Origin of the sequence: Halobaculum sp. CBA1158 (assembly GCF_021431925.1) — an archaeon.
Lineage (GTDB): Archaea > Halobacteriota > Halobacteria > Halobacteriales > Haloferacaceae > Halobaculum.
Map to the genome: position 1 here is coordinate 1,287,662 of NZ_CP090371.1, position 14,386 is coordinate 1,302,047.

A 14,386-nucleotide genomic window follows, 5' to 3' on the forward strand; every position below is an offset into this window, starting at 1 on the left:
TATTACGATAAGATAGAGCTCACCGTAACTGGTTAGCTGGTTACAAACATTAGTATATATTTTGTTATTCATTGGTTCGTATATGGAAGCAAGAAATTATTAAACTATTTTTATTTTTCGCTCTCCTGTGATCCAGTCTATGTATTCAAACGTAGTATATGAATTATCGGTTCCCATGGTGTATAAAGCCATCGTAGACGTTGTCATATGAGTCTTGAGAATGGTTTCATATACCAAATTGCCGGCCTCAAAAATAATAAAAAGGAAACGATCGCAGGAGTCCTCTCGGAACTCTTGGTCCGACACAGACCTGTTCGTGGAACATCCTACATTGTTCGATATAGCAGCTCGGTAAATCACTACCGTAATCAAAGAGTTCGCGGCATACAGATGAAGCAGTTCATCGGGGGCTCAGGACGAAAAATAATTGCCCCGATTGCTGTCTGTCTCTGAATAGATAGCTCTCTAACCGAGGATCGACCCAAACTATCGATCCGTCGATAGTGATTCGTACATGAGGTGATTGAAGTAGTGTAGGGTGACATCACCGCTCTTGGTTTTTATATACTGCAGACCTCTTCTGTCGGTTGAAGCGCCGTCTTCCGAAACGAGTTCGTTCATAATTGTGAGAAAGCATCGTTCGGAGGTTGAACTGCGAACTGGAAGATCTGATGGAGATTTCACCATGTGATATTTAGAAATTATATTATTCCTTACACTATTACCACAGGTTTGAGGTCTCATTCGAGAAGACGGTCTGAGATGGAAAATATGCGTTCGGACGGGTGATGGGTGGAGACTGGGATCGAGGAGACCCACAAACACACCCGAATGCTTCGGCGTCTCCGAAAATCGCCGACCGATTTTCGGAGAGCACGCTGTACGAGTCGTTCAGGAGGCACTTCGATGACGGTGTCCCGTGGGAAGAAACGCAACTGTATCGAGACGAGCTACAGAAGATCGAAACGACTCTTACGACTGGCCGCAGACAGAGTCCGATGTTCGGCGTCGCTATGCGAAGATCGACTCGCTCCACGAGGACATCGCTGAGAACGGATATCGAACCCAGACTGAACTCTACCAGACAGGAGAGCGCGTCGGTACTGGGTTCGGCAACGACATCGGTCCGAAGGGACTGCTTGAAAGATTCGCACACGAGATCACGGTGGACATCGGTCGAGACGGAACGCTATTGTTTGTCGACGGCCGCCACAGGCTGGCGATCGCCAAGGTCGCGGAGGTCGACCGAATCCCAGTAACTATTTTGGTTCGCCATGAGACGTGGATGGAGCACCGCGATCGGGTTATCGAAAACGGACGGGATGAGGATCACCCCGACTTCCGAGATCCGATGTAGTGTCCCACCGTACCGTTTTTAGATAGGATGCCAACGAGAGGTCAAAGTCAACAGCAATAAGACTACTTGCCTCCTCAGACGGGTCAATGGGTGAACTGGCAGTCACGTTCGCTGCGGGAGAAGGTAAATACGACGAGCAGGGACTGTATCTTGCTCGTTCGCTTGCTCGAACGAACCCAGATGTCGAGATATACGTGTTCGTCCCCGAAAGCGAGTCTCCGTCGCATGAGAGTGAACTTTCAGATCTCGGAACGATCGTCCGGGGAAAGCAGACGATCCCGGAATACGGAATCTCGACGAAGATCGACGCCCTGAAATCAGCCGAACAGACCGCTGATGAAGAGTACCTCCTACTGCTTGATACGGATACCCTCGTATTTGATGAGATAACCGTTCACGAGAGCGGACACGACCTATATCTTAAGCCCGCCGATATCGGCCTTCAGTACTGGGGTCGTGAGTCAGAATCGTCCGTAACGTGGCGAAGTTTAGCCGAACGTCTCGACTTACCGTCGCCTCGCTGGACGGAGAAGAGCACGTTCGATCACAATCCCATTCCTCCCTACTGGAACGCGGGATTCGTTCTCACCGCGAACAACGGGTTCGGCCACCGGTGGATGGAGGCTGTGAAGACGATCTATCCGGACATTCCGTATGAGTGGCATGCGGATCAAGTTACCCTCGGGCTATTATCTCAGGAATACGATACGATCTCGGTGAATAATCGGTATAATTACCCGCTTCACCTGCGAATTCGGATCCCTGATGACGTTATTGTCGTTCATTACCATGATATGAAACACCTCCAAAAAGCTCACAGATACAAGTCGGTTATTCGATCGATCGGGCTGTGGGACGACGTTCAACAGATGGACTATTCGTATCTCGATTGGTCCTGGCGGTATCTGAAGCGAAAGACCCTCCCTATGAACGAGCGACATAGCCTAGAACGCTTCCGGGATGCGATCTTTCGGCGCGGGTAACAAGTGCTTCGTTCGACTCACGTATTCGATGACCTCGACTTCCACAGTAAAACGAATCATCCGGGGGTTAGCTGTGGAATGTCAGCACATAATCACCGAGGTTGCGATCGGTGGCGGTATGAGTCCGACGCTATCCGTCGTTGTTCCGTATTATAATCCAGAGGACTACATTAGAAACGCGTTAGAGAGAATCGAGTCTCAAACGTACAAAGACTTAGAGGTTATTGTCGTTTACGAATGTTCCGATGAAAACTCGATATCCGTGCCTGAGAAAGCCATCTCAGAGGTCGAATTCCCGGTTACCGTTTCCAGGCACGATCAGAACCGGGGAACGCCCCTGTGGCGTAGATTGTTGGTGAGCTTGAGGACAGTTTCGAGGATGGTTTTGAGAGCTTCTTTCCCGGTTTTCGGTAGACACGACGCCGAAGTTGAAACGTTCTGAAATACTGCGTGAGCTTGTCCTTGGAGACACCCCGATGGGGCGAGAGCCAGGATCGCACTAGCGATCCGTGGCTCTCGTAGGTATCGACGTGAACGTCTTCATCGGCGTATTCGCCATCGCCGTGGACGACGTATTCACGGTCGAATGGATCGACCTCGTCAAGTGGTTTGTACACTCGAAAGCCGTCGGTGTGGACGGCCAGCGACTCCTCTTTGCGGTTCACAAGCAGGAGTCGAATTGTAGATCACCGGCGGGCTTCGCTGGTAGCACGTAGCGGTCTCCAGTACCGCGATTAGTCAGAATAAACGGGTGGCTTGTCCTGCTTGTACATACCTCGTCCACGCGCGAAGAGCCCACGAGAACGCGACTTTTGGTGGCGCTTGCGGCCCTTGAGTCCAACTTTCACCTACAGGTCGTCGATTTCGACCGGCCCTTCGAGCTGTGGACGAGGCGCGTCTAGTGCCTTTTCCAAGCGCTGGACGCGCCGTTATACTGTCTTGTAGGAGACCTCAATCTCAACAACTAACTGCCGAAGACTGGTGTTGAAGCGGATGTGAGTGTAGACAGCAAGAAACCACTTCCTGAGTGAAAATAATAAATATTCGACAATAGTGACGGTCTGGTCGTTGAATGTACGGTCACAATTCTTACAGCGGTATCGCTGGAACTCTCGATAGCTGCCGTACCGAATTACTGATTCGGCACGGTAGCGTGGGCAATAAACGCCGTCACTCCAGCGAATTAGTGCCAGCAGATCGCGGCGCGACGCTCCGAGACGAACGTTGTTACTGGGAACATGCTTCGTCGGGTTGGGCGTTCGCGTCAAGAAAGTAAGTGAAAATACTCATTTCAGGAAATCGCAAGTTCTGATACTGTGGAGAAAGATTTAATAATGCGAAAGATGGTGTGATACCAAGATTCCCGAGATATTCCTATTAGAAATTATATTTATGAGTGATAATTCTCGCTATCGGCTATTACAGATACTATCTTTGATTGTTGGTCTTGGAGTCCTTGCCTTGATAGGTATAGTATTCACGCCTACGGTGTATCTGCCACTGGCTCAGAAAACCGATCCCAATTGGCTCCTGCTTATACTTGCGATGGTTGGACTCTATGTGATTCGCCCATTCCTCTTATGGCCGTTAAGTGTATTTTCCGTGTTTATTGGTTATATATCGGGTTTCCCGGAAGGTGTTCCGTTTGTGTTACTTGGAACAGTGTTGACGTGTTTACCGCCATTCCTTCTAGCCACCAGAGTCGGCAACGATTTTGCATACCTCGGACAAGTTGCAGAACGAGGAGCAAGAATCGTAGAGACGACAGGCGAACTCCGCGGGATGGTCGCTGCTCGACTCTCACCGGCACCCGCAGACGCTGTCTCCTACAGCGCCGGACTCGCAGGGGTCTCAGCACAGTCTTTCGCTATAGGAACTCTGGTCGGCGAACTGCCGTGGGCGATTTTCTATGTGGTTATAGGTCAATCACTTCGGTCGTTTTCCGTTGGAGCGGTTCAGCAGACTGACCTCCGCCTGATTTTATTTACTGCTGTGGTCTCTTTCCTAATCATCGCTCGTCCGCTATACGAATTCGTGCGTGATAACACTAAACAAAGTGGGGATGAGCAGACAGGTCCGTTAAGATGATTCTAGAGTATTTCGGTCGCGAACGTATCGATAGGAGGCGAAGACGACAGTCCCCAGAACGGCCCCGTACCAGAGTGTGCCCACCCGGATCACTAACGTTGAGCTGACGGCAATCGCCCGCGAATATTCAAAAAAGACCAGCATACCGACCATACTGGCTTCAGCAGCTCCCAGACCACCAGGTAACAGACTCGCAGCCCCGACAACCGAACCTAATCCCAACACAAATAGTGCTAGTAGTATCGACGCGTCCGTAGCGAAGCCATTCAACACAATCCAGAGTGCGACGCCCTCCATTCCCCATGCAACAAGACTGATCACCATCGCCACGCCTAGCTGCTTTGGTCGAAAGAGTGCGTATGTGCTATCATAGAATTCTCTGATCTCATCAGCATACGAACCGATCAGAGGGATCGTTTCGCATAGAGTTAGAATTCGTAGACAAAGCGATCGCCACTGGAGGAGTGCAACGCCGCCTACAAATAGCACGGTAACACCGATCAGCGTCGTTGACGATTGTCTATACAGCACGACTCCGAGAAACGCAAACGCTGCCAACGCCAACAGATCAGTCACACGTTCTGCACCGACAACAGGCGCCGTTTGATTCACCGGGATGCCCTGTTCGTCTCGGAGAAACCAGGCCTTCCAAACTTCACCAGCCTTTCCCGGAGTTATCACCATCATCAACCCGCTCACGAAGATCAGGAGACTGGTCTTGAGCGGAACGTCAATCCGGAGTGTACGGAGGTAATATTCCCACTTGAGAAAGCGGATACCGTAACTCAAAGTAACGAGACCAAACACAGCCCCAATCCGCCACAATTCGAGTGACCCGAGTGCATCAACAACTGCAGGGGCATCCCCGAACAGGAAGAGGCCAAAAAAGACGGCAACTGTCAAGAGAGCGGTTACCCAGAGACCATGTGTCCGGATCGCATCCTGGATTCGATATAGATACCCGCTCATAAGTTCAGATAAGAGAGTGCATCGTTGAGCTTCGTTGCAACGTGCCCGGAGAAATAGCCACCGCGACCACCAGTTTCCGTCGCCCCCTCACGAATTGCATTGAGGATTGGTTCTTCACACATCGTATAAGCCCGTCCCACTTCCATTGGGAAGTGAGCGTCACTTCCGCCCGTGATAGTGAGGCTATGTTTTTCTGCGAACGAGCGTGCGTTTTGGTTATACTGAGGAATAAGACAACGCGAGTTTAGCACTTCGACGCCGTCAATCACACTAGCAATCTCAGCCAGATTATCGCTGTAGTATTCCCGAAGCTTGTCAAATGGATGTGATAGAATAGCGAGCCCATCTTGATCATGTATCGCATCAATAACTGTTAGCGGGTCGTCCTGTGGTGGCGCCTTATTGACATTAAGCGCAAGCAGATGGCCCTGTGTCGTTGTTACTTCAACGCCAGGGATGACAGTCAGGTCCGCAGGTGCAAGCGTACTCACCGCATCAAAGTCTTCAAGCGTATCGTGGTTCGTGATTGCAATCCCGTCCAATCCGGCTTCCAACGCTGCTTCAACCACATCTTCGGGGCTTGCTCGTGAACAAGGTGATGCATCCATATGCACCTGCAAATCATACTTTTTCATCGAACTACCTCAATTGCAAGTTCGGGGACGTTGTAGAGGACAGCAATCGCTACGAGACCCCACATAATCAGGTTCGCGATCGAAGGGCGATCTGTGAGGAGATATTCTGGTTGTCCAGCCACGTCGGTTGTATGAACGAGATGATGGTAGCGGAACACGCCGAAAAAAGCAAACGGGAGTGTCACCATCATCGTTGGATCGGTGCGGGAGAACGTGTACAGCGAGTATGCCATCAGCAAGGTTGCCATCGTCATCACGAGCAATTGATCGAGGTTCCCTTTGGAGTACTCTCCAAGCACCTCTCGACTATCGCGTGGATTTGATGTGATCTCGAGTTCGTTACGTCGTTTCCCGAGCGCGAGCACCAGCGCAAGGAGAAAGGTGCTGACGATAAGCCACGGACTCAGGAACACGTCAATAGCGATGACGCCAGCAATCGCACGGAGTACGAATCCCACCGCAACGAGCAACACGTCAACGAATACAAGTTGTTTTAAATAGAGTGAGTAAAGGGCATTCTGGGCGAGGTATACAAGTAATACAACTAGAAAGAACGGTCCGAGGCTGTACGCAGCTACCAATCCGACGAGTGTGAGAGAGCCGCCAAAGACAATCGCAACCGGGACAGGCACCTGTCCACTAGCGATGGGACGATGCTGTTTTTCAGGATGATTGCGATCCTCTTCTAAGTCGTTAATGTCGTTAAAGATGTAGGTCGCCCCAGCAACAGCGGTGAATGACACGACACCAATGAGTAGGCTGATCCACGCTTCAGCATTAAGAAGGTTCCTTGAGAAGATGATGCCTAGAAGCATCACGCCCTGTTTGTACCACTGCCACGGACGAATTTCTCGAACTAGCCCGGTAACCGTAGTAACTGGATTACTCGTGTGCGACGATTCAGCCATTCAGTAATCTAAATCAGCGGAGAAAAGGATGATAAAGGTAGCGTTGCTGTCTGATAGCCCCTACGTACTTTTTTCGAAGTATCCGTCTCTAGTCCGGGGATCTGAATATAAATCAGCAAGTACGTGTGTATAAACCGTGACTGCTGTTACAAACGCCCAGTACGGGCTGGCCGTCCAGAGTCCGGTATGAGAACGCCACCGATAAGCAAATGACTCAACAATCGCTGATCACGCCAGATGTCGCCGCTGTCGAATATGGAGGATTGATCGAGGAATATCTGAGCTGGGTTTCGGAGACAGCGACGAGCGTTCGTCCAGTCTCCGCGATTGATCCGCCCGATAACGAAATGATCGAGATCGATCCCGACACCCAATAGGAGCACGTATCCCCAGAGACTCGCAGATGCGGGTACACCTGAGGCCCCAACAGCAAGCGGGATTCCGATTGCGGCGGAGAGGAGTGCGTGAGCTCGGGAATACATCTACAGATGAATTTCGCCGGTGAAAGGGTAATTCTGCTGGTTATATCCCTACAATATCTGTTCAGTTGGGATTGTCGAGAAGGTCACTGCATAATAAATAATATTCCTGGTTCGAAGACGGTTCGTTCACAGCGACAAAATAGACAGAACAGAAAGCATAATGGGATCACGCTAAGTCGTTCGACACGATGAGTACGATAGAAGAGGAAACATCTCACGATAACCAATACGACTCCGTGGTTGTCACCGGGGGAACTGGCTTTCTTGGCCTCCATACGTGCCAGCATTTGGATGAACAGGGCTGGGACGTAACTGCACTCGATCTGAAGCCGTTCAACGAAGAGGACGATACAGAGGATATTGACTTCATAGAAGCAGACGTCCGCGACGAGGATGCCGTATTGGATGCGTTTGAAGAAGCTGATGCCGGCGTAGTTGTCCATAGTGCGGCAGCACTTCCTCTCTGGGACGATGACGAAATTTGGGAGGTGACGGTAGACGGCACGCGTTCTGTGCTCTGGGCAGCAAGTGAACTCGACATCGATCGAGTCGTCTACATTTCCTCAACAGCAGTCTATGGAACCCACGAAACGCACCCAATTACGGAAGAGTCACCGCTTGATGGTGTCGGACCATACGGCAACGCCAAAATAGAGGCCGAAAAAGTCTGTAAGGATTTCCGTCGGATGGGGATGTGTGTCCCAATTATTCGGCCGAAAACGTTCATCGGTCCGCAACGGCTCGGAGTCTTCCAGGTTCTGTTTGATTGGGTTGAGGACGGTGCAAATGTTCCACTCGTAGGGTGGGGTAACAATCAATACCAACTCCTGCACGTGGACGATCTCGTGCGAGCAATTAAGTTGATGTTCACGTTGGAGGAGCAGGATGTGAATGACACATTCAACGTGGGTACGACTGAGTACGGCACTATGAAAGAGGACTTCCAAGCATTGCTTGACGAAGCCGGTACTGGGAAGCGTGTGATCGGGACGCCTGCCCCTCTTACTGTGTTTGCGCTCCGCGTGTTGAACGCACTCAATCTCTCACCGCTGTATCCATGGGTATACGAGACTGCTCACGAGGATTCATATGTGTCTGTAGAGAAGTTGTGCGATCTTGGTTGGGAACCCGAATACTCGAATAAGGAGGCTCTAGTTGATACTTATCACTGGTATCTAGAAAACTACGAAGAAAATACTGACAATACTGGGAAGGACCATCGGGTAGCGTGGGATCAGGGCGCTTTACGATTTGTCAAACGTGTGTTTCAGAGTGTGTAAATAACAGTTTTAGATAGAAGATATGAATTACAAATTTGGGCAGATTATTGATTTAATCGAAAGGAGAAATGGAGAGCTGTTGTTGGGAGCGGTTGCACTAGTTGGAGCAACAAATCTGATACTGCTCCTGTATGACATCGTATATGCGTTGACTCTGTCACAGTCGATCGATTATGCTGAGGGATTTGTTCTTAATTATGCCCTGAACTGGGACGCTATGTTTCAACCAGTAGAAACTGCACCTCATTTGGTTACTAATTACCCTCCGGTTTACCCTGTTATTGTGGGTATTCTTGATATAATTTTCAACAATATTTTCTTTTCATCTAGATTTGTCTCAGTTATATCTGGATTTTTTGTCGCCGCGTTATCAAGCTTGCTCCTATATCGGGATACCGACGCTCATTCAATTGTGGCACTAACACCCGGGATCATATTTCTTTTCAGCCCAATTGTATCACAGCGTATTCTGTTGGCACGAGTAGATATTCTTGGAATGACATTCTCAATCGCAGCAATTTATTGGTTTATGACACGTAGCGGCCGGATTCAGTTGGTCGGAAGCGGACTTCTCTGTCTTCTTGCGTTGTATACTAAGCAGTCCTTATTTGTGGCGCCAGCAGCAATCGTGTTAACACTTATAATTCGGCAAGAGTTCCGACGAGCAACAGCATTCAGTATAGGGCTCGGTGGTGTCGGACTCGGTCTACTTGGCGTTTTGACTTTTTTGACCGGAGGGGAGGCATGGCTACATTTGGTGACATACAATCAAAATACCTACTCTCTCTTTCCGGTTATAAGAAAATTATATTCTATTGGACAGGTTCATTTGATTGTCTTCGCATTTGCAGGCACAGCAATTTTGACAATGTGGCGGGCGCTGCCGACCGTTATGGTAGCTTACTTTATTGTCGGTAGTATCCGAATTCTTCTTGGGGGTAAGGTTGGGTCGGGACCGACACCCTATCTGAGTATGATTCTCGGTGCGGGAATTCTTGCTGGATACTTTATTACCTATTGGAATAAGGAACTACAGATAGGAAGTATTCGTAATAAGGTAAACGGTAGAACTGCACTAGTAGTCTTTCTAGTCATATTACAACTCGGGGCATTCCTATCCCCACCAGTTTCACCATATGGAGACGCTGAGCAGGCTGACCTAATGATAGAAGATGGTTCAAAGGTGCTATCGGAGGATGCTGGATTGCTTATTGGGTCTAATAGTGCTATTAATTATCAGCCATTTATTATGCGGCAGTTAATGCGGCAAGAAATAGTCACCACAGACCCCATAATCAACGATCTTGACTCGGGAGAATATGACTATGTTGTATTATTATTTAATGTGTCACATAAATCAGAGTGGCACACAAGCCGATGGACTCCGGAACAGATCAATGCCATTCGTGATAATTATAAATTATATGCTCAACCAGATGGGTATTGGATCTATAAACCAAAATAAAGAATTTGTGTTCCCACAAGGGACTCATATCAAGAACGGCTCATACTAATTTAATTGTTAATAATTTATATAATTACTTATTATAGAGATGGTTAATTTCAGTCTCAGAAATACACCGTTCATAGATGCGCAGATCGTCCATATCACCCTCCTAATGATCCTCTGCTGAATGGCGTGCCCCAATTTTGAAAAATCAGCCGCGTCATTAACAACAATGGCAGAGGTGGATCCTACGGCCGATCCATTGTGAAACAGTTGTATAGTAGATCCATCAAAAGTTCCGACAAGGTGTCACCATACATTTTCAGTTAAGTCCGAATAGGTTACTTCAACGAAATTGTCGGACCCATCATTTACACCGAAATCCAATTGCCCTGTTGAGCTATTATCCTGCTCAAACCGGAATACAGTATTAGAGTCGTTCCCTGATTCATAAGATAGCACATGATTGGCATTCCCCTGAAAAACTGGTCTAATCCAGACTACGACCGAAAAACCGTTCGAAAATCCTGAACCAAGACTCGGCGCTTCAAGATAGTCGCCGCTTCCATCGAACCTGTAAGCCTCACCCGTATGGTAAGTTTGGTTCGCTCCAGAAACTCCAGTAGTCGCTCCATAGATTGAAGCATCGCGATCATTCCAGACATCGTTGGCCAGAGAATCGGCCGTGTCTGCGTTATTTAAGATCCAATGAGCAATTCCGCTACTAGGTTTATAGTATCCAGCTTGGATACCGCGCTGATCTGTCACGGGACCACGGCCACGAATCTCAAACCCTCGGAGTTGGGCGACCAGCGCCTCAATGTATCCGTAGTCCGATCCAAACGGTATCTGACTGTTATATTTGAGCTTGCAGAGGTTGGGAATTTATGCAAATAGCGACGGTCAGGCCATGAATTTAATGCTCACTCGTTGGTGGGGGTCGCGAAGTCTCAACCGTCGTTACAAATAACAGAGCAGTATCTGACGATTCCGTACATACGTTCGAGGGAGGTGCGGAGCAAGTAACGCAGTTGAAAGAGACGATTCGGCTAAATCAGGTTTTCGAGAAGTGTTCCGTACATCATTCTATCGTAGGTGAGAACGTGGGAGTGTACAGCGACTCAGCTATCGCCAAAGAAATTTCACCATCAGATATCCTGGAGCATGATATGTTGTTTTTAGATCCAATAGATCAGAGATGAGAATTTTTCAGAATATGACTATCCCACAGGATACGATGATCGTAGAGACGAATGCCTTTCTCTATTCGCATCAAAAAGTGGTGTTCAAGCTGCTTGATGAGATGGATATTCTGTTGAGAGGGTGGGCCTGATAACGCCGATAGCGGTGTATGTATTCTAACTGCGAGAAAGAATTAACAACTTAGTTGTAGCTACGGTGGTCGCCTACAGACCTAGTCGTACCGGTCCACGTAGCTCCCCGCGACAGAACGCCACGTCATTCCAGAGGCGAGATCCCTCGCCACCTGCTTTCGATTTGGAAGTGAGGGATCTTCGACCAGGTCTATCGCCGCCTGCCCGGCCGCACCCTGATCACCGACAACCCGTACTGCTGAACTCTCACGTACGTGTGGGTAGGTCGCGATCCCACAACTATCGGTGATCACGAGCGCGGAACTCCGTGCGAGAGCTTCAAGAGCGGTCACGGAAAAGAACTCGTGAGTCGAACCGACGACAGTAACATCAGCTCTACTATAGAGGTTTAGCAACTCTTCCCGTGAGACGTAACCGTGATACGTGATATCGAAATCAAGAACGTCCCGAGCGTATGCTTCGTCCTTAACCGATCCCGCGAGATGCACGTCACACCGCGACGTATCGAGCGATCGGAGGACGCCTAATTGCCCTTTTTTCTTTGAGATTCTCCCCGGCAAGAAGACCGTTGGGCGTTCAGTTTCGATGTCGTCCGCGAGAATTTCCTCGTCGATCCCGAGTGGGATCGTTATCGAGTCTATCCGCCACCAGCGTCTGAGCATAGTAGCGACCTCTGGGCTCGTAGACACAACAGTAGAGCTCGCAAGCGCGCTTTTTCGGGAGTAGTAGCTCATCACTGCGTCGCCGACCATTTCACGGGGAGAATATGTGCCGAGGGGAACCTTGAGAAATGTAAGCGTGCCGTGAACGGTTCGAACGTCAGAACTCTCGAACGTCCCTTTCAGACAGTGAACGACATCGACATCGACATCGGACATGACTGCTTCTCCTCGACGGTGAACGTCGAGATAGCCTCGAACGTTACCCGGACGCTCGCCGATGTGGTGGACCGTCGCTTGTGGGTGTTCTTGCGAGTTTCCGTAGGTGACGAGTACCGGCTCGTGTCCGAGTTTCTGCAATCCGGAGGCCAACCCACTTGTCACTCTTGATGGGCCTGTTTGCTCCTCATTGAGCGGACCGTAGAGACCGACTCTCATCGGTACCCGAGGTCTCGAAGGAGGTCTTCCCGATCGTGTGCCTCCTCTGAGCTTTTCCACTCCTTGGGTTCGTGTGAACGATTGTCAGTAGCAGACGTTTTGCACCACGGGACTCGCTTGAGCGCGGGCAACGGGACATGATCGGGATGCCCGTATAAACCAAATTCCCCGAGAAGGTTCCCATGGTCGGCGGTGATCAGAACCTCGCCATCAACGTTATCCAAGAGAATCGCAACACTATCGAGAACGTACTCGAGGTTGGCTCGATAGTTTTGCCAGACGTCATCGTAAGTGACCTCACCAGCCTGTAGCCTGTCCCAGACGTCGCTCCACGGGCTCTGTCCGAAGTCGTGTAACGGTAGCCCTCGATCCATCGGACTTGGAACGAACGGATAATGTGGCTGCATGTAGTGTAAGATGAGTTTCTCGGGGTCTGCGTTCCGGTACGTATGAATTCCTCTATCGGTCACAGCATCGGCCGGGATCGTTCGAATCTCCTCGTCGACGGCGTAATCCCAGACTTCGTCGAGGACGAGGAAGTCTCCGCCGTCGAGAAGCATCTTCGAGAATGGGTTCGCTGTAACGTATGCCACATCAGAGGTGTCAACATCGTCGAACGTTTTCGGAATCCACTCACCGGAACTGCTCGCGATCGAGTAGTCTGCAGTATCGTCGACGAACTCGTAGCTCGCTTCGACTTCACGCATCAGATCCCACCTACAGGCATCAAGGATAACGACGACGTCCCACGAGTCATCAAAGATATTTCTGCCGTAGTTGTACCGTCTTCCGAGAGTACGCCACATTCCGACGTACAACTCGTACATAGAGGGGTGCACACCAGCAAGGCCGTCAGCCGCGATGCGGTCGCGCGACTCCTCTACCCAGTCGCCGAACGTCATATGTATCCCAAGTCCTCCAACTGGTCCGTCGGCATATCCACCTCTTGGCGTGAAATGTCAACGTCGCTCACAGCCGCTTCGATCCACTCACGGGCATGACGAACGTCATCGAAGAGATCGGTCGACATCGTGGTTGCGGCCATCGCTCGCTCGGCGTGTCGTCCCGGTTCCACGGAACTTGAGTCCCAGCTCGTGTGTATACCGTGATCGCTGAGCAGAAGGAGTTCATCGTCATCTCCCAGTCGATCGCGTACTTCGGCGACCCAGTCATTGACTCGCTGATACGTCTTCCGATATCGAGCCTCGTCGTGACGATAAATGTGCCCACACATGTCTAGTGTATGAATATGACAACCGACTAGTGAGAGTTCGTGGTTGAGCATCTCGCGGGTCCAGCCGAACTGCTCGGCTCCGATACCGTATATTTCTCGCTCGAACCCACCGATGGTCTGGTCGCCCTCGTCCGGGTTTGCAGTATCCCACACCCGTTTGAGCTCTGCAGAGTTGTGGACTCCTGGCCAGTTGTGAACAACTCGACCCTCGCCTTGGAACACGTGTTCGGAATCGGTCTCGGGAATGCTGTATGTCGCCCCCGTTACTGACTCCGCGAGGCTTCCGAGCTTATCTCGCGTGTTCCCGCCGAGTTTCGATGTGAATTTCGAAACAAAATTGACCGCCGAGTTGTCCCACTCGCTTGTTCCGCCTCCTGTCAGCCCGTGTTCTTCTGGTCCGAGCCCGGTCGCGACAGTCGGCCACACCTCGAGTGTGTATGGCTGGTCTTTCATATATGAGAACGTCTCGATCGGGCGTGCTTGTTCGAGTTCCAAGGCGGGAACGTCGAACCGAGAGACGTGTTCGTGGTCCAATGCGTCCAATGCGAGTACGAGTAACATTTTTATTTGCG

Annotated in this window: 12 protein-coding genes and 2 pseudogenes; 6 read left to right on the top strand and 8 right to left on the bottom strand. The window is 50.1% G+C overall.

Going from position 1 to position 14,386, the window contains the following annotated elements; genetic code table 11:
* Nucleotides 1-919 precede the first annotated feature (919 nt).
* From Hbl1158_RS06810 to Hbl1158_RS06820, 3 genes and pseudogenes are all read left to right on the top strand, one after another.
* Nucleotides 920-1,357 carry a hypothetical protein gene (locus Hbl1158_RS06810; RefSeq protein ID WP_234299299.1) on the top strand — a complete coding sequence of 146 codons (438 nt, stop codon included), beginning with the start codon at nucleotides 920-922 and terminating at the stop codon, nucleotides 1,355-1,357.
* Nucleotides 1,358-1,443: 86 nt separating this feature from the next.
* Nucleotides 1,444-2,340: a hypothetical protein gene (locus tag Hbl1158_RS06815; RefSeq protein ID WP_234299300.1), complete on the top strand. Its 897-nt coding sequence runs from the start codon at nucleotides 1,444-1,446 to the stop codon at nucleotides 2,338-2,340.
* 118 nt (nucleotides 2,341-2,458) lie between these two features.
* Nucleotides 2,459-2,659: pseudogene (locus Hbl1158_RS06820) on the top strand (glycosyltransferase); the annotation flags it as partial.
* On the opposite strand, the pseudogene Hbl1158_RS06825 reads toward Hbl1158_RS06820, so the two are convergent.
* The 4 genes and pseudogenes from Hbl1158_RS06825 to Hbl1158_RS06840 all read right to left on the bottom strand — a co-directional run bounded on the left by Hbl1158_RS06825 (nucleotide 2,659) and on the right by Hbl1158_RS06840 (nucleotide 6,940).
* Nucleotides 2,659-3,580: pseudogene (locus Hbl1158_RS06825) on the bottom strand (IS1595 family transposase). The pseudogenes Hbl1158_RS06820 and Hbl1158_RS06825 overlap by 1 nt on opposite strands.
* A gap of 839 nt (nucleotides 3,581-4,419) precedes the next feature.
* On the bottom strand, nucleotides 4,420-5,397 hold the full coding sequence (locus tag Hbl1158_RS06830; RefSeq protein ID WP_234299301.1) for a lysylphosphatidylglycerol synthase transmembrane domain-containing protein: 978 nt from the start codon (nucleotides 5,395-5,397) through the stop codon (nucleotides 4,420-4,422).
* Nucleotides 5,394-6,032 (bottom strand): PHP domain-containing protein, encoded by a 639-nt coding sequence (locus Hbl1158_RS06835; protein ID WP_234299302.1) that lies wholly within the window; start codon nucleotides 6,030-6,032, stop codon nucleotides 5,394-5,396. Before Hbl1158_RS06835 ends, Hbl1158_RS06830 begins: the two co-directional genes overlap by 4 nt.
* Nucleotides 6,029-6,940, bottom strand: coding sequence for a UbiA prenyltransferase family protein (locus Hbl1158_RS06840; protein ID WP_234299303.1), 912 nt, complete (start codon nucleotides 6,938-6,940; stop codon nucleotides 6,029-6,031). The genes Hbl1158_RS06835 and Hbl1158_RS06840 overlap by 4 nt, the downstream gene beginning before the upstream one ends.
* Before the next feature lie 209 nt (nucleotides 6,941-7,149).
* On the opposite strand from Hbl1158_RS06840, the gene Hbl1158_RS06845 reads away from it, so the two are divergent.
* The 3 genes from Hbl1158_RS06845 to Hbl1158_RS06855 all read left to right on the top strand — a co-directional run bounded on the left by Hbl1158_RS06845 (nucleotide 7,150) and on the right by Hbl1158_RS06855 (nucleotide 10,167).
* On the top strand, nucleotides 7,150-7,317 hold the full coding sequence (locus Hbl1158_RS06845) for a hypothetical protein (RefSeq protein ID WP_234299304.1): 168 nt from the start codon (nucleotides 7,150-7,152) through the stop codon (nucleotides 7,315-7,317).
* 293 nt (nucleotides 7,318-7,610) lie between these two features.
* Nucleotides 7,611-8,702 carry an NAD(P)-dependent oxidoreductase gene (locus Hbl1158_RS06850; RefSeq protein ID WP_234299305.1) on the top strand — a complete coding sequence of 364 codons (1,092 nt, stop codon included), beginning with the start codon at nucleotides 7,611-7,613 and terminating at the stop codon, nucleotides 8,700-8,702.
* 22 nt (nucleotides 8,703-8,724) lie between these two features.
* A complete protein-coding gene (locus Hbl1158_RS06855) occupies nucleotides 8,725-10,167 on the top strand; it encodes a glycosyltransferase family 39 protein (RefSeq protein ID WP_234299306.1) in 1,443 nt (480 codons plus the stop codon).
* 291 nt (nucleotides 10,168-10,458) lie between these two features.
* Here Hbl1158_RS06855 and Hbl1158_RS06860 read toward each other — a convergent pair whose 3' ends face one another.
* From Hbl1158_RS06860 to Hbl1158_RS06875, 4 genes are all read right to left on the bottom strand, one after another.
* A complete protein-coding gene (locus tag Hbl1158_RS06860; protein WP_234299307.1) occupies nucleotides 10,459-10,917 on the bottom strand; it encodes a hypothetical protein in 459 nt (152 codons plus the stop codon).
* Between the two features lie 646 nt (nucleotides 10,918-11,563).
* Entirely contained in the window at nucleotides 11,564-12,580 is a 1,017-nt protein-coding gene (locus Hbl1158_RS06865; protein WP_234299308.1) for a glycosyltransferase family 4 protein, read from the bottom strand.
* On the bottom strand, nucleotides 12,577-13,482 hold the full coding sequence (locus tag Hbl1158_RS06870; protein ID WP_234299309.1) for a hypothetical protein: 906 nt from the start codon (nucleotides 13,480-13,482) through the stop codon (nucleotides 12,577-12,579). Before Hbl1158_RS06870 ends, Hbl1158_RS06865 begins: the two co-directional genes overlap by 4 nt.
* A complete protein-coding gene (locus Hbl1158_RS06875) occupies nucleotides 13,479-14,375 on the bottom strand; it encodes an alkaline phosphatase family protein (RefSeq protein ID WP_234299310.1) in 897 nt (298 codons plus the stop codon). The genes Hbl1158_RS06870 and Hbl1158_RS06875 overlap by 4 nt, the downstream gene beginning before the upstream one ends.
* Between the last annotated feature and the right edge of the window lie 11 nt (nucleotides 14,376-14,386).

Bases quoted from the DNA above. Each gene is read 5' to 3' on its own strand.
- Hbl1158_RS06815 (WP_234299300.1), top strand. From the start codon at position 1,444: ATGGGTGAACTGGCAGTCACGTTCGCTGCGGGAGAAGGTAAATACGAC.
- Hbl1158_RS06830 (WP_234299301.1), bottom strand. From the start codon at position 5,397: ATGAGCGGGTATCTATATCGAATCCAGGATGCGATCCGGACACATGGT.
- Hbl1158_RS06835 (WP_234299302.1), bottom strand. From the start codon at position 6,032: ATGAAAAAGTATGATTTGCAGGTGCATATGGATGCATCACCTTGTTCA.
- Hbl1158_RS06840 (WP_234299303.1), bottom strand. From the start codon at position 6,940: ATGGCTGAATCGTCGCACACGAGTAATCCAGTTACTACGGTTACCGGG.
- Hbl1158_RS06845 (WP_234299304.1), top strand. From the start codon at position 7,150: ATGACTCAACAATCGCTGATCACGCCAGATGTCGCCGCTGTCGAATAT.
- Hbl1158_RS06850 (WP_234299305.1), top strand. From the start codon at position 7,611: ATGAGTACGATAGAAGAGGAAACATCTCACGATAACCAATACGACTCC.
- Hbl1158_RS06855 (WP_234299306.1), top strand. From the start codon at position 8,725: ATGAATTACAAATTTGGGCAGATTATTGATTTAATCGAAAGGAGAAAT.
- Hbl1158_RS06865 (WP_234299308.1), bottom strand. From the start codon at position 12,580: ATGAGAGTCGGTCTCTACGGTCCGCTCAATGAGGAGCAAACAGGCCCA.
- Hbl1158_RS06870 (WP_234299309.1), bottom strand. From the start codon at position 13,482: ATGACGTTCGGCGACTGGGTAGAGGAGTCGCGCGACCGCATCGCGGCT.
- Hbl1158_RS06875 (WP_234299310.1), bottom strand. From the start codon at position 14,375: ATGTTACTCGTACTCGCATTGGACGCATTGGACCACGAACACGTCTCT.